The organism is Pseudomonas sp. WC1 (assembly GCF_050586565.1).
Taxonomy (GTDB): domain Bacteria; phylum Pseudomonadota; class Gammaproteobacteria; order Pseudomonadales; family Pseudomonadaceae; genus Aquipseudomonas.
This window is the reverse complement of record NZ_JBOBDQ010000004.1, coordinates 109,151-131,253: the sequence shown is the minus strand read 5'-3', so window position 1 is coordinate 131,253 and position 22,103 is coordinate 109,151. Positions and strand designations below refer to the sequence as shown.

At 64.0% G+C, this 22,103-nt stretch carries 31 protein-coding genes; 9 read left to right on the top strand and 22 right to left on the bottom strand.

The features are described 5' to 3' along the window. Positions 1-13 precede the first annotated feature (13 nt). From sctE to sctW, 9 genes are all read right to left on the bottom strand, one after another. Positions 14-1,018, bottom strand: a complete 1,005-nt coding sequence (sctE, locus tag ACQ4OD_RS03155; RefSeq protein WP_430943868.1) for a type III secretion system translocon subunit SctE — start codon at positions 1,016-1,018, stop codon at positions 14-16. A 151-nt stretch (positions 1,019-1,169) separates the two neighbouring features. Next, entirely contained in the window at positions 1,170-1,667 is a 498-nt protein-coding gene (locus tag ACQ4OD_RS03150) for a SycD/LcrH family type III secretion system chaperone (RefSeq protein WP_430943867.1), read from the bottom strand. Positions 1,668-1,675: 8 nt separating this feature from the next. Continuing rightward, positions 1,676-2,473: a virulence-associated V antigen gene (locus tag ACQ4OD_RS03145; RefSeq protein WP_430943866.1), complete on the bottom strand. Its 798-nt coding sequence runs from the start codon at positions 2,471-2,473 to the stop codon at positions 1,676-1,678. A gap of 312 nt (positions 2,474-2,785) precedes the next feature. Then, positions 2,786-4,885 carry a type III secretion system export apparatus subunit SctV gene (gene sctV / locus ACQ4OD_RS03140; RefSeq protein ID WP_430943865.1) on the bottom strand — a complete coding sequence of 700 codons (2,100 nt, stop codon included), beginning with the start codon at positions 4,883-4,885 and terminating at the stop codon, positions 2,786-2,788. Continuing rightward, positions 4,882-5,211, bottom strand: coding sequence for a type III secretion protein (locus ACQ4OD_RS03135; protein WP_102684891.1), 330 nt, complete (start codon positions 5,209-5,211; stop codon positions 4,882-4,884). Before ACQ4OD_RS03135 ends, sctV begins: the two co-directional genes overlap by 4 nt. Before the next feature lie 4 nt (positions 5,212-5,215). After that, positions 5,216-5,581 (bottom strand): hypothetical protein, encoded by a 366-nt coding sequence (locus tag ACQ4OD_RS03130; RefSeq protein WP_177486010.1) that lies wholly within the window; start codon positions 5,579-5,581, stop codon positions 5,216-5,218. Continuing rightward, on the bottom strand, positions 5,578-5,949 hold the full coding sequence (locus tag ACQ4OD_RS03125) for a hypothetical protein (RefSeq protein WP_198753951.1): 372 nt from the start codon (positions 5,947-5,949) through the stop codon (positions 5,578-5,580). Before ACQ4OD_RS03125 ends, ACQ4OD_RS03130 begins: the two co-directional genes overlap by 4 nt. A 2-nt stretch (positions 5,950-5,951) precedes the next feature. Continuing rightward, positions 5,952-6,236: a TyeA family type III secretion system gatekeeper subunit gene (locus tag ACQ4OD_RS03120; RefSeq protein WP_102684889.1), complete on the bottom strand. Its 285-nt coding sequence runs from the start codon at positions 6,234-6,236 to the stop codon at positions 5,952-5,954. After that, positions 6,217-7,065, bottom strand: a complete 849-nt coding sequence (sctW, locus tag ACQ4OD_RS03115) for a type III secretion system gatekeeper subunit SctW (protein ID WP_198753950.1) — start codon at positions 7,063-7,065, stop codon at positions 6,217-6,219. Before sctW ends, ACQ4OD_RS03120 begins: the two co-directional genes overlap by 20 nt. 205 nt (positions 7,066-7,270) lie before the next feature. Here sctW and sctN point away from each other — a divergent pair, with 205 nt between their 5' ends. The 8 genes from sctN (at position 7,271) to sctU (ending at position 13,520) form a co-directional block, all read left to right on the top strand. Beyond that, positions 7,271-8,599, top strand: a complete 1,329-nt coding sequence (gene sctN, locus ACQ4OD_RS03110; protein WP_258600377.1) for a type III secretion system ATPase SctN — start codon at positions 7,271-7,273, stop codon at positions 8,597-8,599. After that, positions 8,590-9,060, top strand: coding sequence for a type III secretion protein (sctO, locus tag ACQ4OD_RS03105; RefSeq protein WP_258600376.1), 471 nt, complete (start codon positions 8,590-8,592; stop codon positions 9,058-9,060). Before sctN ends, sctO begins: the two co-directional genes overlap by 10 nt. Before the next feature lie 77 nt (positions 9,061-9,137). Beyond that, positions 9,138-9,848, top strand: coding sequence for a type III secretion system needle length determinant (locus ACQ4OD_RS03100; RefSeq protein ID WP_430943864.1), 711 nt, complete (start codon positions 9,138-9,140; stop codon positions 9,846-9,848). Beyond that, complete coding sequence (sctQ, locus tag ACQ4OD_RS03095) at positions 9,845-10,768, top strand: type III secretion system cytoplasmic ring protein SctQ (protein ID WP_139669985.1); 924 nt, start codon at positions 9,845-9,847, stop codon at positions 10,766-10,768. The genes ACQ4OD_RS03100 and sctQ overlap by 4 nt, the downstream gene beginning before the upstream one ends. Further along, positions 10,765-11,418, top strand: a complete 654-nt coding sequence (sctR, locus tag ACQ4OD_RS03090; RefSeq protein WP_139669983.1) for a type III secretion system export apparatus subunit SctR — start codon at positions 10,765-10,767, stop codon at positions 11,416-11,418. Before sctQ ends, sctR begins: the two co-directional genes overlap by 4 nt. Position 11,419: 1 nt before the next feature. Next, positions 11,420-11,686: a type III secretion system export apparatus subunit SctS gene (sctS, locus tag ACQ4OD_RS03085; protein ID WP_023629663.1), complete on the top strand. Its 267-nt coding sequence runs from the start codon at positions 11,420-11,422 to the stop codon at positions 11,684-11,686. Continuing rightward, positions 11,683-12,471: a type III secretion system export apparatus subunit SctT gene (gene sctT / locus ACQ4OD_RS03080; protein WP_198753944.1), complete on the top strand. Its 789-nt coding sequence runs from the start codon at positions 11,683-11,685 to the stop codon at positions 12,469-12,471. Before sctS ends, sctT begins: the two co-directional genes overlap by 4 nt. Further along, on the top strand, positions 12,468-13,520 hold the full coding sequence (sctU, locus tag ACQ4OD_RS03075) for a type III secretion system export apparatus subunit SctU (RefSeq protein ID WP_139669979.1): 1,053 nt from the start codon (positions 12,468-12,470) through the stop codon (positions 13,518-13,520). Before sctT ends, sctU begins: the two co-directional genes overlap by 4 nt. A gap of 224 nt (positions 13,521-13,744) precedes the next feature. Here sctU and ACQ4OD_RS03070 read toward each other — a convergent pair whose 3' ends face one another. The 12 genes from ACQ4OD_RS03070 to ACQ4OD_RS03015 are packed head-to-tail and all read right to left on the bottom strand — an operon-like array spanning position 13,745 to position 20,763. Next, positions 13,745-14,380: an HrpE/YscL family type III secretion apparatus protein gene (locus tag ACQ4OD_RS03070; protein ID WP_258701468.1), complete on the bottom strand. Its 636-nt coding sequence runs from the start codon at positions 14,378-14,380 to the stop codon at positions 13,745-13,747. Then, positions 14,359-14,973, bottom strand: a complete 615-nt coding sequence (locus tag ACQ4OD_RS03065) for a SctK family type III secretion system sorting platform protein (RefSeq protein WP_430943863.1) — start codon at positions 14,971-14,973, stop codon at positions 14,359-14,361. Before ACQ4OD_RS03065 ends, ACQ4OD_RS03070 begins: the two co-directional genes overlap by 22 nt. 2 nt (positions 14,974-14,975) lie before the next feature. Further along, the gene (gene sctJ / locus ACQ4OD_RS03060; RefSeq protein ID WP_102684876.1) at positions 14,976-15,710 is read right to left on the bottom strand and encodes a type III secretion system inner membrane ring lipoprotein SctJ; all 735 of its coding nucleotides are present in this window, start codon (positions 15,708-15,710) and stop codon (positions 14,976-14,978) included. 7 nt (positions 15,711-15,717) lie between these two features. Next, a complete protein-coding gene (gene sctI, locus ACQ4OD_RS03055) occupies positions 15,718-16,056 on the bottom strand; it encodes a type III secretion system inner rod subunit SctI (protein ID WP_177486006.1) in 339 nt (112 codons plus the stop codon). After that, on the bottom strand, positions 16,053-16,283 hold the full coding sequence (locus ACQ4OD_RS03050; protein WP_177486005.1) for a hypothetical protein: 231 nt from the start codon (positions 16,281-16,283) through the stop codon (positions 16,053-16,055). The genes sctI and ACQ4OD_RS03050 overlap by 4 nt, the downstream gene beginning before the upstream one ends. Further along, a complete protein-coding gene (locus ACQ4OD_RS03045) occupies positions 16,280-16,630 on the bottom strand; it encodes a YscG family type III secretion system chaperone (protein ID WP_139669971.1) in 351 nt (116 codons plus the stop codon). The genes ACQ4OD_RS03050 and ACQ4OD_RS03045 overlap by 4 nt, the downstream gene beginning before the upstream one ends. A 2-nt stretch (positions 16,631-16,632) precedes the next feature. Then, positions 16,633-16,893, bottom strand: coding sequence for an EscF/YscF/HrpA family type III secretion system needle major subunit (locus ACQ4OD_RS03040; protein ID WP_046855008.1), 261 nt, complete (start codon positions 16,891-16,893; stop codon positions 16,633-16,635). Position 16,894: 1 nt separating this feature from the next. After that, positions 16,895-17,092 (bottom strand): EscE/YscE/SsaE family type III secretion system needle protein co-chaperone, encoded by a 198-nt coding sequence (locus ACQ4OD_RS03035; protein ID WP_430943862.1) that lies wholly within the window; start codon positions 17,090-17,092, stop codon positions 16,895-16,897. Then, positions 17,082-17,984 (bottom strand): FHA domain-containing protein, encoded by a 903-nt coding sequence (locus ACQ4OD_RS03030; RefSeq protein ID WP_258600367.1) that lies wholly within the window; start codon positions 17,982-17,984, stop codon positions 17,082-17,084. Before ACQ4OD_RS03030 ends, ACQ4OD_RS03035 begins: the two co-directional genes overlap by 11 nt. 1 nt (position 17,985) lies before the next feature. Beyond that, positions 17,986-19,551, bottom strand: coding sequence for a type III secretion system outer membrane ring subunit SctC (gene sctC, locus ACQ4OD_RS03025; protein WP_430943861.1), 1,566 nt, complete (start codon positions 19,549-19,551; stop codon positions 17,986-17,988). Beyond that, positions 19,539-19,961, bottom strand: a complete 423-nt coding sequence (locus tag ACQ4OD_RS03020) for a CesT family type III secretion system chaperone (protein WP_198753939.1) — start codon at positions 19,959-19,961, stop codon at positions 19,539-19,541. Before ACQ4OD_RS03020 ends, sctC begins: the two co-directional genes overlap by 13 nt. A 40-nt stretch (positions 19,962-20,001) precedes the next feature. Next, positions 20,002-20,763: a helix-turn-helix transcriptional regulator gene (locus ACQ4OD_RS03015; RefSeq protein ID WP_146022595.1), complete on the bottom strand. Its 762-nt coding sequence runs from the start codon at positions 20,761-20,763 to the stop codon at positions 20,002-20,004. A gap of 375 nt (positions 20,764-21,138) precedes the next feature. Between ACQ4OD_RS03015 and ACQ4OD_RS03010 the strand changes: the two genes are divergently transcribed. Beyond that, positions 21,139-21,507, top strand: a complete 369-nt coding sequence (locus ACQ4OD_RS03010) for a CesT family type III secretion system chaperone (protein ID WP_139669959.1) — start codon at positions 21,139-21,141, stop codon at positions 21,505-21,507. Positions 21,508-21,514: 7 nt separating this feature from the next. Here the strand turns inward: ACQ4OD_RS03010 and ACQ4OD_RS03005 are convergent, their stop codons facing one another. Beyond that, entirely contained in the window at positions 21,515-22,099 is a 585-nt protein-coding gene (locus ACQ4OD_RS03005; RefSeq protein WP_102684865.1) for a DinB family protein, read from the bottom strand. Positions 22,100-22,103 lie beyond the last annotated feature (4 nt).

Sequence of the window (22,103 nt, the reverse complement as noted above, 5' to 3'; positions counted from 1 at the left end):
GATTGCTCCTTGATCAAGCGATGACGTTTCGACAGGCGATGTCCGCGCAGGCTTTGTGGCGTGCGCTCAACATTTCCAGCAGTTGCTCGAAGCGTTGCTGCTTCTTTGCGAGTAGTTGTTCAAGTTCCTTGGCCAGTTGCTCGAGATAGCCATGGCCCTGCTCCAGCACCAGGCGCATTTCGGCCAGTTGGGCCTCGCTGCGCAGCGCCAGCCCTTGCATCACCGAACTGGCCGCCTCACCGGCGCCCGACAGCGTGGCGGTCGCCATGCCGGTACCGGTCAAGGTCATCTGCAGCTTGGCCTGGGTGCCCGCGCTGGCAACCGAGGAGCCCCCGCTGGAGGCCACACTCTGGATTTTCTGGCCCACCGACAGGGCAACCTGCGCAGCCTTGCCACTCACCCTGCCGGCCACTTTGGCCGCGACCACTGCAAGGCTGCCGCCACAGGTGAGCACCACCGAGGCAAGGGCCAGGGCGACTTCCACCGCCATCAGCGCAGGCCCGAGGTACTTCATCACTTCTTTGGAGATATGCCCGTCCTCGGCTGCCTGGTTCAACGACATGGACACGACCCCCATGACGCCACCGGCGATCATCAGGGCGCCCGCCACGGCGCCCAGGCCCGTCGCAACCATCACCGTGCCGACCACGATGGACACGATGGCCGCTGCCCAGCCGAAGACCTTGGCAAAAACACTCGCCGTGCCGGCGTCCTGATGGCGCTGGCTCACCTCTGCCATTTTCTGTGCGTTGAGCGCCATCTGCTGGCGGTTCTGCTCGGTCATCTGCCGAACTTGCTGCAGGTTGAGTTCGGTCTGGCGGGCGCCCAACCGGCTCAGCAGTTCAGTGAGGCGGATATCCAGCTCGGCATCGGAAATCTCTCCGGCGAGCTGCCCGAGTATCAACGCTCCGACATCGGGTAGCGTGGCCAATGCCGGCTGCATGGAGCGCCCGGGGTCGACACTTTTATCGAGCAGGCCGTGAAGGTCGCGTCCGGTTGCCAGGGATTCCTGAATCACCGGAGGGTCCAACCTGACATTACGATCAGGCCGGGATGGCGTGGCTACCGAGGCCATACCGGTATCGCCAGGCAAGCGGACGGCCGTGCCCGTCATTGGCGTTTCAATCTCGCTTGCAGCCGCGATCACCCGCGCTTCAGTGACGAAGTGTTCAGTTCGCATGGCTCGCAGCCTCCTTCTGTCGCAATGCCTCAAGTAGCCCCTGTGCCCTGCTCGCCAAACCACCCTGTTCACCGTTCTCTGCCAACGCCTGCGCGTGTTCGTAGCCGCTGCGGGCCGAAACCAGGTCACCCAGATGCTGTTGGCATTCAGCGGCATGCAAGCAGAAACGTGGGTCGTGCGGTGCAAGCATTGCGCCGTAGGCGTAGGCCGGTAACGCCTCCTGATAACGCTGCAACGCCTGGTAGCAGGCTGCCACCCCGAGAAATGCCCGGGCGTCGTAGTGGTCGAGCGCCGCCAGCCCCTTGAACATCGTCAAGGCATCCTCCAACCGCCCCGCCTGGTAGAAGCCGACTGCCTGGGCATAGAGCGTTTCAAGCTGTGCCGCGCCAATCCCGCGCAACATGGCGAACGTGCCGCCCTCAGCGAAGAAACCTTCGATCGCCTCGGCCTCGATGGCATCGGCGCCTGTCTGTTGTGCTGCAGTCATCAATCACCTCAGTTCTGCATAATCTTCGACAGCATCGAGAACCACGTCTCGACGAACTTCATCATCACCTCGGTGGAGGTGGTGTACCGCGACCCCACGTCATTGAGCAGCGTGGTCTGCTCGGTCACCTTGTCGTTGACGATGCGGGTGCGATCGCTCAAGGCCTGGGAGAAGTTGGCCAGCGGGTTGTTGTCCTTGTGCCAGGTATATTGCGATTCCAGGCCATCCATCGGTCCGCTGACCCTGTGTGGACGACGATCACTGCCGTTGGGCGAAATGCCAGTGGGCGTGTCTGCCAGGAACTGCCGCACCGTCACGGCTGCATTGCCGTACGACGCAAGCAATCGGCGTTCAGGGCTGGTTTCCCAGGCAGCCGCATCCAGGTCGTACAACTTCGGGTCGAAGAGGTTGAAGCCCGGGTCCTGAAGATCGAAGGTGCCCTTGGCTGCCATGACCACGTTGACCTTGGACTGGATCACGCTGAAGATCTTCAGCTCCGCGGTGAGGCTCTTCAGTTGCTCGCTGAGCTCGGTACGCTCGGCTTTCTGCTTGCGCATGCGCAAACCCATCGCCGCCATTACCAGCTCGTCCATGCGTAGCCGTTCGCCCAGGTTCACCAACTGCACGGGTGCGCCCGGCAACCACGCCGCATAGGCTTCCAGCAACTGGATCAGCGCATCGACAGGCTGGTCGGACAGCGGATGCGGCAGCAGGCTGTCGAAGTAGGGTCGGCTCTGCGCCAATCGCGCCTGCCCCTCGGGGCCCAGCAAGGTCTCTATGACCTGGCGCCGGTACTCGCGGCTCAAAGGCAGGCCTTGACCATCCGCTGCCGTGATCGCGTTTTGGTCGAGAAACCGCTCCACCCTCTGAATGTCCACCCAGATCGGCGGGGGGGCCACGCGATCGACAGGCGGCAAGGGCGCAGGGCGATTCAATACATCGATAGAACTGCTCATCATCTGCTTCCGATTGGCTGGTTACCCCGTCTCGAGGTGAGCCTGGCCATGACCAGGTCGAGGTACCGACAGATGCAGTCTAATGAGGCGGTGGCGGTCGTTCCGTCAGGCCCGGCCGCGATTTTGTAGTTCAGGGGTACGGTTTCTGACGCCAGAATGGCGTCAGCCAATGCGCCCCAGTGGCTGGATGTTGATCTGCGTGGTGAGTTCCTGAAAGGACAGCACAGGCAAGTCGGAATAAACGCCTTCGACCAACTTGCGCACATAGCGCCGGATGTCCATGGACACCACGAGCACGGGCCTTGCCTGGGCGTCATGCAGGTTGCCCACCGCAGCTTTGACCTGGGCGAGAAAGGCATCGCTCTGCGCAGGTTCCAGGGCCAGGTAGCTGCCGGCGCTGGTCTGGCGGATGCCGTTGCGGATCATCTCCTCGACCGCCGGGTCGAGCAGGTAGGCCGGCAGCAGGTTGTGGCCACTGGCGTACTTGTAGCAGATGTAGCGCTTGAGGTTGCTGCGCACATATTCGGCCAACTGCACCACGTCCTTTTCCTTCTGCCCCCATTCGACCAGGGCCTCGAGGATCGAACGCATGTTGCGGATCGAGATGCCCTCGCCCACCAACCGCTGAAAGACCTCGTTGATTCGCTGCAACGGCAGGATCCGCTGTACCTCCTTGACCAGCTCGCCATAGCCCTGCTCCATCTGCTCCAGCAGGTAGCGGGTCTCCTGGATGCCGATGAAATCCCCGGCGTATTCGCACAAGACATGGGACAGGTGCCAGGCAAGTACCTGGTCGACTGCCAGGAAGGCACAGCCGGCACGCTCCAGGCAATCACGCAGGTCCTGCTCCACCCAAAGGCTGGCACGCCCAGGCAACAGCGCCTGGCCCTCTACGTAGGGCACGCCGACAAGCGCCAGCTGAGCTGGCTGCTCCTGAACCAGCAGATACCCAGGCATCAGTTCGCCTCGCGCCACCGGCACTTCCTGCAACAGGATGCGGTACTCCCCAGGGCCAAGCGCGCTGTTGAAACGCAGGCGGATACCAGGGAACGGCACGCCATGGTCCAGGTAGAGCGCCTGGCGGACCCGTGCCAGTTCATCGTTCAACGAGGCGGCCTCCAGGGCGGCTTGCAACTCGCTGTCCACATCGATGAGCAAGGGCACCGTCAGGGCAAAGGCCTGCGGGTCGGCGCCCATCTTCGCCTTGCCTGCGGGTTTCAGCGCTGGCGCACCGGCACCATTGGCCAGCAACGCCGGCAGACCGCCACTGTGCTGCTGGTCAGCCTCTTCGACACGCCGCTGGCGGAGCGCCCACCAGCCACCGCCCCCGACCATCAACGCGAGAATGAAGAACGTGACTGTCGGGAAGCCCGGGATGAGACCGAACAACCCCAGCAAGGCGCCACCGATCAGCAGCGCCTTGGGCTGCGCCATGACCTGGCTGCCGATATTCGCCCCCAAGTCATGGGCGCCTTGACCGTCACGGGTGACGATGATTCCCGCCGTGATGGCGATCAACAACGCCGGCACCTGGCTGACCATACCGTCACCGACGGTGAGTACCGCGTAGAGCTGCAGCGCGTCACCCGCGCTCATGCCCTTCTGCATCACGCCGATGGCCAGCCCTGCCAGCAGGTTGACGATGATGATCAGCAACCCGGCGATAGCGTCGCCCTTGACGAACTTCATCGCGCCATCCATGGCACCGAACATCTGGCTGGCCTTCTCCACCTCGCCGCGGCGCTCACGGGCTTCGTTGACGTCGATGACGCCGGCGCGCAGGTCGCCGTCGATGCTCATCTGCTTGCCCGGCATGGCGTCGAGGGAAAACCGCGCGCTGACTTCCGCCACCCGCTCGGCGCCCTTGGTGATGACCAGGAACTGCACGATGGTGATGATCAGGAACAGGATGCAGCCCACCACCAGGTTGCCGCCCACCACGAAGTCGCCGAAGGTCTGCACGATCTGCCCGGCATCGGCCTCCAGCAGGATCATCCGCGTGGTACTGATCGACAGCGCCAGGCGGAACAGCGTGGTGACCAGCAGCACCGAGGGGAACACCGAGAAATGCAGCGGCGAGACCACGTACACCGACATCATCAGCAGCACTACGGCGATGGTGATGTTCAGGGCGATCAGCAAGTCCAGCAGCAGGGGCGGCAGCGGCAGGATCATCATGAACACCACCGCCAGCAACATCACGGCCAGCATCAGGTCCTTGCGTGCGCCGATCTGGCCAAGTATTCGGGGCAGCTGATTCATGGGCATGCCTTGCGCCGCTGGTACTCGGCATAGGTGGCCTGGGCCTGCTCCAATCGGCCGGCCATTTGCTGTGCCTGGCTCAGGCACAGCCACAAGGGCGGCTGCAGCTCGCCCGCGTCACGCAGCGCCAGGCACTGACGTTCGGCCCCCGCCCAATCGCCCAGCTCCAGCGCCACCACCACTGCGGCTCGACACCCGGCGCGATGCTGGGGATCGGCGCGCAACAGCACCTCCAGCAACACCCGCGCCCGTTCGGGCCAACCGCATTGCAGATGCAACCAGGCCAACAACTGCAAGACATCCTGCTGTTCGTTCGACAATTTCATGTATTCACACCTTGAGCAGGACGTTAACGCAGCACTCCAGCGTACGGCGGTCGGCCAGTAGCGCTTGCACCAGTGCCGCCGCCTCTGGGCACCCGGGGGCCTGCGAGGCAAGCAGCTGTTCCACCAGCGAGCCCAGTGCTCGGGTGAAATGCTGCGGGTTGTAAAGGCTGCGCAGTTCATGTTCGGGCCTGGCGTACGCCAGACGCAGGCGTGCCGCCTGATGCTGCGGGTACAGCTCACGCAAGTGCGCCTGCACCGGCTGCCCCGGCATAGGCAGAGCGTCGCATTCTGGCTGGGCAAGCGCCGCGTCGGCTGGCGCCCACGGCAGCGAGAAATCATGGGCCTGCCCGGCCAGCTCGATAACGCTCATGCTGCCAACACCTCGGTGCGTACCCGCGTCAGCAAGCGATAGGCCCGATGCAAGGCCTGCTCGGTCAAACCGTGTTCGTCGAGGCCTGCCAGCAGCACCAGATGATCGTTGGCAAGCAGACCACAGCGCAGCAGGCAACCACAGGCCTGGTGTTCGTACACCTGCCTGAGCGCACACCGCATGGCGCGCTCGAACATCGCCCCGTGCACGGAAAAATCCAGCCACAGCGTCAACTGCCCTGCTAGCCGTTCGAGCTGCAAAACGCCTGCACCTGGCAACTCCAGGCGCAGCAAAGGTTCCTGCGGTTGCGCTGGCGCCACACCCAAGTCGCGACAGAACTGGGCCACGGCTGCCGTGCAAAAGCCCATGCTCATGCCTCCCGCGCGCCGCACAGCATCGCCTCCTCATCGTCGACGGCCTGGTCCATGGCCAACTGCCAGACTGCCAACAGATGCTCGCGTTGCGCCTCGTCGCTGAATACTTGCACGGGCAGCAGACGGAAGATCCGCTGTAACTCCCGCAGGCACTGGATACGTTGCACCTGCGGGCCAAGCGGCAACGCCGCGAGCAGGCGCTGGATGTCCTGCACCGTTGCCCAGCGTTTGTCGATCAACGCCAGCAAGTCGCTGACCAGGTCAGAAGGTCCGTACGCCACTGGGCTCTCCGGCAAGCTGGCGGAACAGCGCGACAGTGTCGCCTTCCAGTTTCTTGAGCGCCTGCACCAGCTTCATGTCGCTGATGACCTGTTGCAGCCGGTTACTGTCCAGGCTCGAGGACGGCCCATTGATATGGCTGGCCAGGCCGTTGAGCATGAACTGCGCGATGTCGTCGATGGCGGCATCGCCAAAGCGCGCACGCAGCTCATCCCAGGCATGCCTGAGCCCGCGATAGTCGCACAGGAAATCGCAGTACACGCCGCGCAACGCCACCACTTCGGCCACCCCCTGCGCCTGCGTTGCCTGGGCCAGCGGACCGATCTCGATGCCCAGCTCGATCGCCTGGCCATGGGTCTGCGTCAAGGCTGCCATGGCCTGGTCCAGCTGGCCGGCCAAGCCATGCGCATCGACCGTCGTGCCCAACGCGTCGCGGGCATAGGCCAACGCCAGGTAGCGATGACAGGCCTCAGCAGAAAATCCATCCAGGCGGGCCTGCAGCTCACCCGGAGTCAGCTGAGGGTGCTGGCGCAACCAGGCCACCAGCTCATCCAGTGATCGACGCTGCACATCCGGCACCTTGGCCAGCATGGCCTCGGCCTCCTGGCCCGCGCGCAAACCCAGCTGGCGCGCATCGGTGACGCGGCTGCGGGTACTGAGCCGCGCGTTGGCCAGTGACGAGAACGCCATGGACACCTCCTCCGCCATGCTGGCCTGCTGCGCCATCGGCGCCACCTGCCGCGCTTGCAGGACCGACTGCCCCTGCGCCTCCCAACCGGGCAGCATGGCCAGTCCCGGTTCACTGCGTAAAAAGCCGACGCCTTCGCTCATCCCCACCTCGTCGTCGCATCAAAGAATGAGCGCCATGCTAGAGGTAAGCCCTGCGCCCCTCTGTTGCCACTGGCCGCTTCTTTTTAGCCTGTCGCCAAGCGCGACAGCGTCCGACCGAAAACTAAAAACATGCGCCTCACAGTGAAATCCGCTGCGCGGCAGGCTACCTAGAATGGCGCCCATCATTCGCGCTGCAACCTTTCCCATGCCGCCATCGCTGCTCCAGACTCCCCAGGCCCTGCTGGCCGCCGTGAACAACGCCACACTGGTGCAAGCCAACGGCAAGGTCACCCAGGTCACCGGCACCTTGATCCGTGCACTGGCGCCCGGCGTGCAGGTCGGCGAACTGTGCCGGCTGCGCAGGCCGGGCGGCCTGCCTGAACTGTTGGCCGAAGTCATCGGCCTGCAGCAGGACCAGGCGCTGCTCGCTCCGCTGGGCGACATGCAGGGGCTGTGCACGCGCACCGAGGTATGCCCCACCGGCGGCATGCACCGCGTGGGTGTAGGCGAGCATTTGCTGGGGACGGTGCTGGATGGCCTGGGCAACCCGCTCGACGGCAGCCCGCCGGCTGCACCACAAGCCTGGTACCCCGTGCATAGGGACGCGCCATCGCCACTGAGCCGCAAGCTGGTCGATACCCCCTTGAGCCTGGGTGTGCGCTGTATCGATGGCCTGCTCACCTGTGCCGAAGGGCAACGCACAGGCATCTTCGCCCCCGCCGGTGGCGGCAAGAGCACCCTGCTGGCCACGCTGCTGCGCAACGCCGAGGCAGACGTGATCGTGCTCGCCCTGATCGGCGAGCGCGGTCGCGAGGTACGTGAATTCATTCACCACGAACTCGGCGAGCACGGCCTGCGGCGTGCGGTGCTGGTGGTCGCGACCTCCGACCGCCCGGCCATGGAGCGCGCCCGGGCGGCCTTCGTCGCCACCAGCGTCGCCGAATATTTCCGCGACCAGGGCAACAAGGTCCTGTTGCTGATGGATTCCCTGACCCGCTTCGCCCGGGCCCAGCGGGAGATCGGCCTGGCCGCGGGCGAACCGCCGACCCGGCGCGGCTTTCCGCCTTCGGTGTTCGCCCAGTTGCCGCGCCTGCTGGAACGCGCCGGGCAATCGGCCAAGGGCTCGATCACCGCACTCTACACGGTGCTGGTGGAAGGCGATGACCTGAACGAACCGATCGCCGAGGAAACCCGCTCGATCCTCGATGGCCATATCGTCCTGTCACAGGCCCTGGCAGCCGCCAACCACTACCCGGCCATCGACGTGCTGCGCTCGGTCAGCCGGGTCATGCACCAGGTCGTCAGCCCGGAACACCGTGCCGCCGCCGGACTACTGCGCGAATGGATGGCCCGGTATGAGGAAGTCGAACTGCTGCTCAGGATCGGTGAGTACACGCAGGGCCAGGATCCACTCGCGGACCAGGCCATCGGCAAACGCGAAGCCATCCGCGCCTGGCTGTGCCAGCCCCCCAACGAAAACGTCTCGCTGCGGCAGAGCCTCGACCAACTACTGGAGATCACCCGGTGCCCCTGACCGCCCTTGCGAAAATCAAGCAACGCAGACTTCAGCGGGCCGAGCGTGAAGCGCGAAGCCAGCTGGCCCTTCTACAGGCGACAGAGCAAGCCGAGGCACAGGCCGTCGATGCGCACCTGGCGTTTTGCCGCGGGTCCCGCGAAGAACAACAACGCCTGTTCGCCGCGCATGTCGGCCAGTTGACCGACTGTCGTGCCTTGGAGCACTGGCGCCGGCAGGTCGGCCTGCTCGGTGAGCGCGAAGCGAGCCTGCATGGGCAAGTCGTTGCCTGCAAGGCTGCACTGGCGCGCCAGTACACGGCACATCAGCAGGCCCAAGCGCAGCTCGCCCAGACCCGAAAAAAAAGGGACAGTTTCGTCCAACTGCGGGACCAGGCACACCTGCGTGCCACTCGATTGGCGGAGCGCAGGCAGGAGTTCGAGTTGGAGGAGCACTGTTTACACGGTGGCTTGCAACCATGAAGACCCTGCCTGTGCCTGCCTTACTACCCCCCTCGACTGACACGCCTCGCTCGCCTCCCCGGAACAGCCAGCGGCTGTTGTTCGAACAGCTGCTGCTACCCCCGCCAGACAGGCAGGGCATCCCTCGGGAGCCTTACCATCTGGGCCTTGGCTACCCATTGGTGCCCGCCCTGGCCCGGGCAGACCACTACCCACCTGTGCTCGAACCACCCGCGCTAACCGAGGACTCGGTCAGTCATCCGTTCACCTCGACGAAGCCCGAGGAGACCGAGACGCACCAGCCGACCGGCCCAAGTTTGCCCGAGGCCAGGCATCAAGATGTTCGCGAGCACACCGACAGCCTGCCGGGTCGTCTGCAACCCCATGAAAGCGCCATGCCAACCCCGGTTCATGCCATGACCTGTGAACGTGCAGTGGTTGAGAGGGTACTGTCCTGCCCAGGCGTATCACCCACCCAAGATCTGCAGGCACTGGTGGATCGTCTGCAGCTGCAAGTGCTCGGTTGCAAAGCCGACAACCGCGAACTGACCCTGCTGCGTGCTCGGCTGCCGCAGTTGGGCCCTGTCGAGGTGCAGATGCGCCATGTCGGCTCAGGCTTGCAGGTAGAGGTCCAGGCCGCGCCAGCGAGTCTGCGACAGTTGCAGGTGGCCTGCGCGGACCTGCTTGATCGTCTGCAACGGCTGGATCCTGCGCAGCAGGTCAGCCTCGGTTTTGCCGCCAATGGCGGCGGTGAGCAGGGCTCACGCAACCGGCGCCACGTGCTCGACGAGTGGTGGCCCGAACCATGAACCCTGCGAATTTCCCATCCGCTGCCCAACAGGAGCTGCACCTGCAGCGACTGCTGAGCCATCGCCAACGCAACTATGGCGACGCAGAGCGCCAGGCCTTGCTGGACATCGCCGCTTGCGAGGGCGACCCCGACCTGGCCGTGCTGGTCGATTGGCAGGGCGTGCCGGTGCGCCTGCTTTGCCGGCGGCAGCATCTGGCGCAATGGCTGGCGCCGCATTTGCAGGAAGCCGACTTCGCCAGCCTGCCGGCGCCAGTGCAACTGGCGTTGCTGCAACGGGACAGCCCTTGGCTTCCTGGCTTGCAATGCCTGGGTATAGAACCGGCAGGTGTCTGCCAGGGCACGCCCTGCCTGCAAGTATCGCTGAAGCATGCCGCCAGCACGCTGACCTGCTGGCTGCAGGGCGATTCTGAGCGCCTGCTGGCCACCTTGCCGAGACGCCCAATGCGCGAACGTCTGAACATCGCGCTGAACCTCTCGTTGCAATGGCGCCCCCTCGAACTGTCGCTGCACGAGCTGCGTGGCCTCGGCACCGGCGACATCCTGCTGCTACCCGCCGCCGCGCCAGTATCACCCCGGTTGCTCGGCGTGCTCGACGGCCACCCCTGGGCAGAACTGCTGCTCGACGACACACATCTGGAGCTAGTCCGCATGCACGATTCGTTACCGCTGCCCGATACCGCACTGGGGGAACTGGAGCAATTGCCCATTGCGGTCAGTTTCGAAGTCGGTCGCCAGACCCTGGACCTGCACACACTGTCGACCCTGGGGCCAGGCGCCCTGATCGAGCTGCACAGCCCGCTGGCGGCCGAGGTGCGCATTCTTGCCAATCAGCGCTGTATCGGCAGCGGCCTGCTGGTGCGCATCGACGGTCGTCTCGGGGTGCGTGTGACCCGGCTGCTGGAAAACGACCCGACATGATCCAGCTGCCGGACGAACTGAGCCTGATCCTTGGCCTGGCGCTGCTGTCGCTGGCCCCTTTCATCGCAGTCATGGCTACCTCGTTCCTGAAGATGACCGTGGTCTTCTCGCTACTGCGCAACGCCCTGGGTGTGCAGCAGATCCCACCCAACATGGCCTTGTATGGCCTGGCGATCATCCTCAGTATCTACGTCATGGCGCCGGTAGGCATGGCCACCTACGACTACCTGAATGCCCATGAGACGACCCTCGGTGACGCACCCTCGATCGAACGTTTTCTCGACGAGGGCCTGGCACCGTTTCGCGCGTTTCTCGACAAGCATGTCAATGAACGCGAACGCGCCTTCTTTCTCGACAGCACCCGCCAGTTGTGGCCCAGCCGCTACGCCGAACAGGTCGATGGCAACAGCCTGCTGGTCCTGCTGCCCGCGTTCACCATCAGCGAATTGACCCGGGCCTTCGAGATCGGCTTCCTGATCTACCTGCCGTTCATCGCCATCGACCTGATCATTTCCAACATCCTGTTGGCCATGGGCATGATGATGGTCTCGCCAGTGACCATCTCGCTGCCGTTCAAACTGCTGCTGTTCGTCCTGCTCGATGGCTGGGGGCGCCTCTCCCACGGCTTGGTGCTGAGCTACGGGGGCTGAGATGAGCAGTACCGAAGTCCTGCACTTCGCCAGCCAGGCGCTGTGGCTGATATTGATCCTGTCCCTGCCGACAGTGCTGATGGCCGCGCTGGTGGGCACCCTGGTGTCGCTGGTCCAGGCGCTGACCCAGGTGCAGGAACAGACCCTGGGCTTCGTCGCCAAGCTGGTCGCGGTGGTCGTTACCCTGTTCGTCACGGCCGACTGGATGGGCAGCGAGCTCTACCGCTACACCGACCTTGTGCTCGAGCGGGTCCTGTGGGTGCGATGACTGCCCAGGCCCTAGAACAGGCCCTGCTGAACTTCAGCCTGATCCTGCCCAGGCTGTTCAGCTGCTTCATCGTGCTGCCGATCCTCGGCAAGCAGGTACTGGGCGGCGCATTGGTACGCAATGGCGTGGCATGCTCATTGGCACTATTCATCTACCCCAGCGTGGCGGGCACGCTGCCGCCAGGCCTGGATGGGCTGCAACTGGGGCTGCTCATCGGCAAGGAAGTGCTGCTCGGCTTACTGCTCGGTTTCATCGTGTGCATCCCGTTCTGGGCGCTGGAGGCCTGCGGCTTTCTCATCGACAACCAACGCGGCGCGACCCTGGCGTCCACCCTCAACCCGTTGCTGGGCAGCCAGACCAGCCCCACCGGAGCACTGCTGCTGCAGACCCTGGTCACTCTGTTCTTCACTGGCGGCGCCTTCCTGGGACTGCTCGGCGCATTGCTGGGCAGCTACGCCAGCTGGCCGGTGGCAAGCTATTACCCACAGATCAGCGGACAGTGGAACGCGTTCTTCCTGGCCCAGTTCGGCTACCTGATGATCCTGTGCATGCTATTCGCCGCCCCCTTGCTGATCGCCATGTTCCTCGCCGAGTTCGGCCTGGCGCTGGTCAGCCGCTTCGCCCCGTCGCTGAATGTGTTCATCCTGTCCATGCCAATCAAGAGCCTGGTCTGCAGCGCATTGCTGGTGCCTTACCTGTACCTGCTGATGGAGCAGGCCCAGGATCAGCTGTTCAGCGCGCTGCACGCGGTGCGCCTGCTCGGTCCCTTGCTGGAGCAGCCATGAGCACGGAGAAGACCGAACATCCCACTCGGGCCAAATTGCGCGATGCACGGCATAACGGCCAGGTGGTCAAGAGCAAGGAACTGGTATCCAGCATGCTGATCCTGAGCCTGGCCGTGCTGCCCCTGGGCTTTCCCAACTACTTCCTCGGCCACCTGCAAGCGCTGATGCTGCTACCCGATCCCCTGCTCCACCTGCCTTTTAGCCAGGCATTGGAGCTGATGCTGCAGCAGTTGCTGCACGAACTGCTGTGGCTCACCCTGCCGTTCCTGCTGACCACGTTGATTGCCGCCAGCGCGGGCAATCTGCTGCAGACCGGCTGGGTGTTCAGCACGCAATCGCTCTCACCCGACCTCAAGAAGGTCAGCCCGGTGGAGGGGATGAAACGAATCTTCTCGGTCAGGAACCTGCTCGACTTTTTCAAGTCTTTGCTCAAGGTGCTGTTGCTCGGCGCACTGGTGCTCGGCCTGCTCAGCGACAACCTGCACGCGTTGCTGAGGGTCCCACTGTGCGGCATCGGCTGCATCCTGCCTGTGCTGGGCAGCCTGCTGGGCCAACTGATCGGCGTCTGTGCCATTGGCCTCATGGCGATTTCAGCGGCCGACTACGGACTGGAGCGCAGGCAGCATCACCGGCAGTTGCGCATGAGCAAGGATGAGGTCAAGCGTGAGCACAAGGAGATGGAAGGCGCGCCGGAGCTCAAGCGCGAGCGCCGCAAACGCCACCGTGAACTGCAGCAGGGGACGTTGCGTGCGGACGTCAGGCGTTCATCGGTCATCGTCACCAACCCGACCCACATCGCCGTGGGCCTGCGCTACAAGGCCGGGGAAACCCCGTTGCCGCTGGTCACCCTGAAGTACACCGACGAGCAGGCCCTGCGGGTGCGCCGGATCGCCGAGGAAGAAGGCGTACCGGTGCTGGAACGCATCCCCCTGGCGCGGGCGCTGTTCGCGGACAGCCTGGAGGAGCAATACATCCCCGGCGAGCTGATCCAGCCGGTCGCCGAGGTGATCCGCTGGTTGCAGGCGCAAGAGCAGGCGCCGCCGGTCTGAGCAGGTTTTGCCCGTTCCCGCAGGCTTTGGGGGCAGGTGCTATACCAAGATCCCACGCTGCGGCAATGGCCGGCGCACGGGCAAGATGTCCTCCCGCACAGACGTTCGAGCAGGCTGACGAAACTGCGCCCAGAATACCTGGAGCAGCGCATCACGCTCCTGGTCATCGCGGATAGCCCGCGCAGCGGCGGCCAGCACCGCCCCATTGCCATGTTCGAGCGGGTTCATGCGTATGCAGCCTCATTTTCAGGAACTCCTTGCAACAACGCCCGCTGCAAAGCGCTCAGTTGCCCCTCGATGCTGGCGTCGATGACGCAACCTTCGGTTTCCAGTCGGCAACCACCGCGTGCAAGCCGAGCATCACCGCAGATTTCCAGGGGGCCCGTGTCGGGAAACTGCGCGAGTATTTCATCGATACGCAGGCGAACCTCGGGCACCTGGTCAGGGCGCACGTGCAGGATCAGCTCCTCCCGTGGGCGAACCTGAGCCAACGCCTGACGTGTGGCCGCGAGCGTCAGCTCGATGTCCGGGTATGCCCCCAGCACCTTGGCCACCGCCTGGTACACCACCTCGCTCATCTGCCGGTCGGCCCGGCGATAGAACTCGGCACAGCGCAATCGCACAGTGTGCATCAGCGCCGCCTGCTCGACCGCGGCCATTTCCAGCCCGACCTCCCGCCCAAGCCGTTGCTGTGCCTCAAGCACTGCATCGGCCTGGGCATCGATGTCGCTGGCCCGCTGGTGGGCGCTTTCGGTCAATGCGCCGGCGTCGAGAAAGCGCTGGTAGTCGGCGCCGCGCAACACGGTACAGCCTGGTTCGACCATCGGCCGGCAATCATTCAGTTCAATAAATGGCAACATTCCGGGCTCCTGTCTCGGGCCACTTTCAGGCAAAGGGTGCGCGCCAGGACGCGCTGATCGTCGCTCATCGGACAGGTCGGCAATGCCCCGGTGCCAGGCAGTCGCAGGGCCAGGCGCCGGGCAAAACCGGGATCGGTACACCCGCAGGCCTGTAGCCAGAACGCCAGGCCCTGCACGGGCAGCTCCACGTCCAGGGCGCCGCTTGGCAGCGCCTGCTGCCAGCCTGGCGGCCATGGGCCGATGATCAGCCGCCATTTCTCCAGGCAATAGCGCTGGCCTTGATCGTCGAGCACCTGGCGCAAGCGCATCTGGCCGGCTCGGTCGAGAAGGCGCACAATGGCCTGGCCATGCAACAAGCCGCCAACAGTGGCCAGAACACGTTCGAATGCTGGCTGCGGATAGAGGGCCAGCCCACCCAGCCGTTCCGGTATTTCAAAGGGTTCGGCCAGGTCCAGCGCCGACAGCAACCAACCATTGATCGAGCTGTCCCGACGCCAATGTGGCAAGACCTGGGCCACCTGCCGCAACGGTTCCGGGCAATGAGCCTGGTGCAGGTAACGCGCCGGGCAGTAGCGAAGCTGAAACGGGGTCATGCTCATGCCCGCTGGCGCCACCACAGGTACTGCGCGAGATTGCTCAGTACCAGCACCCCCAGCAATGTCCCAATCAGCGCAAGAAGACGCAGGCGCGAACCCTCCATCACATGAATCGACAACAGCGTCGCATGACGCTCCCCCGGCCACAGCTGGCGAGCCTGCGTGGAAGGCACCAGCACCACACTGATGCGGTCGTAGTCGAGGCCTTCGATGCTGTTGCTCAGCAGCTGCTTCATCTGCCCGATGTACAGGTCCAGCGCCGCGTCCGCCGCATGCTTGATGAAGATCGACGCCGAGGCCGCACGGGCCGTTGCACGCAGGCTGTCGCGGGGCTCCGGCAATACCACATGCACCCGCGCCACCAGCACGCCATCGATTTCCGACAGGGTGCGTGACAACTCCTGGGACTTCACATAGGCCAACCGCGCGTGCTCCTCCAGCGGCGACGAGATCAGGCTATCCCGGGGGAACACATCACTGACCGTGGAGAACATCTCCCGTGGGTAGCCCTGGCGCTTGAGCGCGGCTACCGCATGGCCGATGTCAGCCTCATCGATCAGGATCTTCACCTTGCCGTCCTTGTCCTGCGCCTTCACCGCATCGATGCCCTCGGCATCCAGCACCGCGAGCATTTCGTTGGCTTCGCGCTGGCCGAGGCCCAGGTACAGCTCGACCTTGCACCCGCCCAGCAGCAGTACCGTCACAAGCAGCAAGCACTGCCATGGATTCTTCACAGTGCACCTACTGGGCTTTCATCAGGGTTTCGATGTTCTGCGTGGTGCGTCCCACGCCCTTGGCAATCAGCTCGACCTGCAGGTTGGTGCGTATCAGTGCCCAATGGGCATCCATCAATGCCACCGGATCACCCACCCCCGAGACCAGGCTGGCATGCGCGCCCTGCCTGGCTTCGGCATGCTGCTGGCCGAGCTGTGCGACTTTGTGCAACACCCCCTCCTCAGGGCTGCCGGCACTGCTGGATAGCGCCTGCTCGAACTCGGCCACTTGGCGGGAATCGACGGACGGTGCCGCCAGGGACTGCAGATCGGTGACCACTCGAGTCACTTCAGCAATGCCATTCATGAGTCGCCCTCCACCTTGAAGGAATCGTTGAGCAGGTCCATTGCCATGGCGAGCACTTGCAAGCGCTGTTGCTGTGCCAGTGCCGGCACCTGCACGAACTCCAGAGCACCTGCGCCCTGCTCGACCAGGCATGCCTGGAATACAGCAGCGTCCCGAGCGACATGGACGGGCTGCGGGATCGGCGCTATTGGCTCACTCGTCAACAATGAGGTGGTCAACCCGTTCATGCCACCACCTGGGCGCGCATACCCTCGGCAAACCGGATCAGATCGCAATCCTCGCTCTGCGCCATACGCTCAAGGCGCCTTTCCAGCGCCGCCATGTAGCCCAGCTGGCGCTCGCACAGCGCCAGCCACGGGCCGAGGGATGGCCAGGAGGCCTGATTGCCTTCTGCCAGGGCCTCCTCGCAGCGTCCCGCTCCCATCAGGCCGGCGATACGTATCGCACAGGCGGCTTCCCTGGTTTCCGGCTGCCGGGCCAGCCAACGCGCAATCGCCATCGCTTCGTCATGGTGATGGTGCTCGACACCCAGCAAGCCCAGGCGCGCCATCAGATTGTTCACCGAGTACTCCATGCTCAGAACTTCTGCAGGATGCTGCTGATGGTGTTCTTGAAGGTCTGGCCCAAGGTCGCATCGACCTGGAACACGTTGGACCAGATGTTCGAACGGTGGCGCATGTCGGCCAGCAACGCGGGGTCGTCGCTTTTCTCGTTGAGTTTACTGAGCGACTCGAGGACGGCCTTGTTGGCCTCTCGCGCCTGCTTGACCATGCCTTCGTGGACCATGTCCATGGTGTTGCTGGTACCATCGTGGAATCCGCTGCTGATGCCTGTCATTTCAATGTTCCTTCAGTTTTTTCAGGATGTTCAAGGCCGCTTCAAGGGCCGTTCGCTCGTCGTGCGCTGCCTGGAATGCCGTGGGCGGCAAAGGGCGCGACATCTGCTCGGCGCGGACTTGCCGCGCTTGCTCCAGCACCCTGTACATCCAGGCGCGTGTTTGTGGGTCACGTGTTTCCTGCAACAGTTCATCCATCATTAATGGGGCGCTCCTTGAGATTGATCGAGTAGTCCTGCCCCCCCTTGCGCAAAGTGATCGCCTGACCATCGATCGCCAGGATGCGGATACCGGAAGGCATCAGCGCGCCTACCGGATAACGGCGGTTGTCCGTCAGCGTCACATAGGGCACGCGCCCCAGCGACACCGCGCGCACCGGGAAATCGAGTTTCCCGGGCACAGCGGCCCTGCCCTCATCGACCAGCTTCAACAGCGGATGCTCGGCGAATGCCTTGCGGAACTGGCGTTGCAGGTTGAGAAAGTCCTGATGCTGGCGGTCATGCAGTGCCCCACGCAGCACCAGGGTGTCACCGCGGTCCTCCAGGGTCAGGGCATCTTCCAGGCGCCATTCGCGCAGCAGTTGGGCCAGGCGCGTCCGGGCCTGTGGAACGGGCAGGCTGTGTGGCATGACCTGGGGATCGGCTGTGTCCGCTTTGCCCTGTGCTTCGGCCTCTGGACTCAGCAATCGAGTGAGCAACGCCAGCAACAGCAGCACCCCGGCGCCGGGGACCATGAACCAGCCGGCCCGCAATCCGGGCCGGGGGATCGACTCGGGAAGCCGCTCGGCAAAGACCTCGCCCTCTGTACAGAATGCCCAGCACAACGGACCACAACGCTGGATGGCAAGTGCCTGCAACTCGACGTCTGCCGCTAACGTCACCCCGGCCTGTGTCGGTGGTTCGCTGGCGCCCCACTCCAGCAGGCGTACCCCGCCAGGCCCGACCATCAGCACCAGGTGGATAGCGGCGATCCCTGCGTCCACCAGCACCAGATCCGCTTGCACCGGGTCGGCGCCGATGACTACCCGGCCAGGTGCCAGGGACACCTCGGCCCCCGCATTCAGGCCACTGTAGACCCGCAGTTTCCAAGTCATTTCAAGAGCGCTCATCACGGACAGGACCTGACTTCAAGCCATTGCCGACACTTGCGAGCCCCGGGTCAATCAGCTTCGGCTCGATCAGGAACAGCCGAACCGATCGGCGCGTGCTGCTGGACTGATAACGAAACAAGGCGCCCAGGAACGGAATGTCCCCCAACAGCGGGACCTTGCGCAGGCTCTCGCTCGACTCGTCGCGGTGGATGCCACCAATCATCAGGCTCTGCCCCAGGTCGACCCGGGCCAGCGTGTCGATGACCGTGCGACTGATGGTGGGTATACCATCGGGCCCTGTACTGTTGGGTTTCTGGCTGCCGTCCTCGATATGCAGGCTCAGGCTGATTTCCGGCCGGTCCGCACTGCGGATCAGACGTGGGGTCATCTTCAACAGGGTGCCGTAGGTGATCGCCTTGAGCTCGGCGACGCGTTCTCCCAGCACTCGCACATAATAGGTTTCGCTGTGGTCTATCACCGCCAGGGTGTTCTCCTGGGTCAGCAAGGTCGGCCGCGACACCACCTGGGCGCGCCCCTCGCCCTGCATCAACGTGACCTTGGCCAGCAGCCGGTCCACGCCCCGGCTGTCGACCAGGCTGCCGGCAAGCGTGCCCTGCGCCTGGCCTGCGCTGGTGCGAATGTCGATCAACTGGTGCTTGCCGGTACCTATGCCAACCTGCCACTCCACCCCCAGCTCCGCCAGGTGCTCGGCGTTGATGTCGAGGATCGTCAGCCCCACCTCGATGCGCGCCGCCGGACGGTCCAGCGCCGCCACCAAACGCCGGTACATGGGCATGCGCTCTGGGTGGTCACGCACGATGATGGCATTGAGCGACGCTTCGGCCTGGACAACGGCTTGACTGGAGCGAACGGGCGCCCCCTGTGCCACAGCCTGACCTTCGACCGCGCGTACATCGGCGTTCGTCAGTACCCGAGAGAGGAGCGTGGCCACCCCGGGTACCGCCACCTTCTGGTCGCGATAATCGATTTCACGGTCTTCGGCTACCGCATGCCTGAGCGCGATCACCTCGACGCTCAGGCTGCCACCGCGTTCGTCCTGCAACACAGCCTGCTGCTCCAGGACCTTGGCGGTCTGCTCGACGCGATCAAGGTAACGCGGCGGGCCCGAGACATACACCAGCTGCCCACCCGCCGCGGCGCGCCAGGCGAAGCGCGACGTCCAGCCGCCAGCCTCCTGCAGGGCGGCGCGCAATTGTGGCTCGCGCACTTTGTCCAGGTGAACAAGGCGGGTCTGTAGTTCGCTGGACTTGCCGACATGCAGCACTGCGCCGTCGTAGTACCAGGCCAGGTTGAACAGTGCGGCGACCTGCTCCAGAAACGCCTCCGGGTCCGGCTGCTCGAACGTGGCGCTCACCTGGTCCCTGACCTTGTCGCTGACCACCACCGCCCCCTGGTAGTTGGCGGCGAAGTTGCCCAGCAGGTCACGCAGGCTCTCGCCCTGGGCAACGTAGTGGAAAGGCTCCTGGGGCCAATCCAGTGACTCGCCCTGGGCCGCAAGGCTGGCCAACAGCGCCGTCAAACCGGCGGCAAGCGACCTCAAGGCAGCCATACGCGAGCTCCCCGGTGGGTCGCAGGCACTGGATCGGCATGTTGCTCGCACAGGAGAGCGAGCAGGTCGACCTGAGCACCCAGCACGTGATCCACGATGTCGAGATCGCCCTGGGCCAGGTCTACCTGCGCTTCAAGCAGCGGCTCTCCCGCGGGTGTCAGCGCCAGTCGCTGCGGACAGTGCTGCGCCCACACTGTCAGCATGCTCATCAAGCGGCGCAAGGCTTGCGGGTCGAGGCTGGCGCCATGGCCCGCCAGTGACGACAGCGAGCTGCGAACAACCAGTTGCGTGCCTTGCGGCTCGAGCGAAAGGGCACGTCCCTCGATGCACAACTGGTAGCCACCGCGCTCATTGGCCAACCAGGGAGGCATGCCCAACCGTCGGGCCATTTGCTGCAAAAGTGTGTTCATACGGGCATCGTCCGTGCAACGGAGGGAACAGAAGAGTTTGTCAGCCACGGCGAGCATCGCTGGGGGTGCGGCCGAACCGTCGGCGGTAGCTCTGGCTGAAATACGACTGGCTGGAAAAGCCGCTTTCCATGGCGATGTCGACAATGCTCATGCGCGTGTTAAGCAGCAGATGGTGCGCATGGACGATCCTGCGCTCGGTGATCCAGGCCCGGGGCGAGCAGTTGTAGAAGGTGTTGAACAAACTCTTGAACGCCGTCAGGCCCAAGCCGAAGGCCTGGGCGTACTGGTCCAGGCGCCAATCGCGCAGATAGTGCTGTTCCATGAATGCGTGCAGGCGATCGACATGGCGATTGCCCTGTTGCCGCAGTGCCGCCAGCAAGGTCCGCCCCTGCGCTCCGAAAATGAGCAGCAGCAACAACTCCTCCAGGCGCAACATCGCCAGCATCGACGAGGTACCTTCGCCCCCGAGCGCCGCCAGGCGGGTCACGCATTCCTGCGCCATCGTGCAGGGTCGCAGCCGGAGGGTACCCACACCTGGCTCGTCACGGCGTTCGAGGTGGGCAAGGTCATTGCCATGACGTTTCACGAACGCCTGCACGAAATTCACATCCAGCGGCAGCCAGAGCACTTCGCATGCCTGCCATTGGCTCGCCACCAGATAGGTGCCGCGCTTGACGAACAGCAGCTCGCCTGCCTGTAGGTGAATGATGTCGTCCTTTTCGCGAAGCGTCAGCTCCCCCACCATCACCGCGTAGAAGCCTTCCTGCCCCTGGGACGCGAACCCCGCCCCGACAACATCCAACTGCCGACCTTGCACACACCAGCCCTCAACTGGAGAAATCCCTTCCACGCGAGGCCATACTTCCCGTAGGACCCTTTACGCACCATCGAGCAGCAGATCGTGCAAGATTCGAATGACCTTGCAGCCCTTGCCCCCGCGATGCAGCCAGGACCACAGACTACGGCGCCTTCCCACGAATGAACGCAGGGATTGTCCTTGCCGAGAGGGAGGCTATTCGCCATCACTTGTAGGAAATTTATCGACTCTGTAAGGCAATGCGAAGCAAGCCTTCGCCGAACCGCAGGAAGCCCAGCAGTTAAAAAATGGCGACTACACCCAGTATCTTGCAGGGTATGCACTGACTACCGTGGCAAGCCCTTTGATCGAGAGCTCGCCATGTCAGGCACGAACTATGACTATGCATTGACCCAGCTGTACGCTGCCCTGAAGCTGGAGCCCCCAACGACCTTCGAGCCGGTGATCAGCCTGCGGGCAGGGCCTTATGTGTGCAACGTCACCGAGCACCCGGCGGACCACTTGCTGATGTTCATCGAACTTCCCGCAATCGACGACATACGCTGGGGCGAACAAAACCTGTTCTGCCAGGACACCTGCAAGCCTGTGATCGGTGTCGACCCGCTCACCGACATGCAAATACTGTGGAATCGCCAGCCCCTGGCGCAGCTGGACCGCGCCATGGTGCATCACCAGCTGGAGCAACTGGTGCAGGCCGCCCACGATCTGGTGGGTGACGAAACAGCCTGAACGCCGCTCAGTGCTGCCCCCAGACCTGCGCCTCGCTCCAACCCAGCGCAGCAAAATCCTCGGATCGCAGTGAGGCCTCCTCTTCACAGAAGAATTCGTCCAACTGCGGTGGCCTGATCGCCGTATCGCTGAGCATTGCGTGCACCTGGCCGCGATGGTGGATCTGGTGCTCGAACAGGTGTGACAGCAAGCGCAAACGTTGCTCCTGTTGCACCCGGTCCGGTCGCACGATGCTCACATAGCGCCGCAACTGGTCGTCGCGCAATTGCCGGCAATAGGTGATCAGGCGCTGGTCGGCCTGGGCCTGCTGGGCCTGCAGGTCGGTGCAGGTGGCGAAGGGCTGCTCGGGTTGGAAGAAGCGCTCGCCGTCCGGATCCGGCATTTGGCCGCGTTGCTCGCACTCCAGTGCATCCAGATAGAACCAGTCCACCGTCAACAGGTGGTTGAGGGTGGCCTTGATCGACGGGAAGAAACTGCAGCGCGGGGCGACGAACTCGTCCTGGGTCAATTGCAGACAAGCCTTGTACAGGCGGTGGTTGGCCCAGCCATTGTTGTAGGCCTGGGTCAGCAGATGATGCGACAGCGGCTCCATGGTC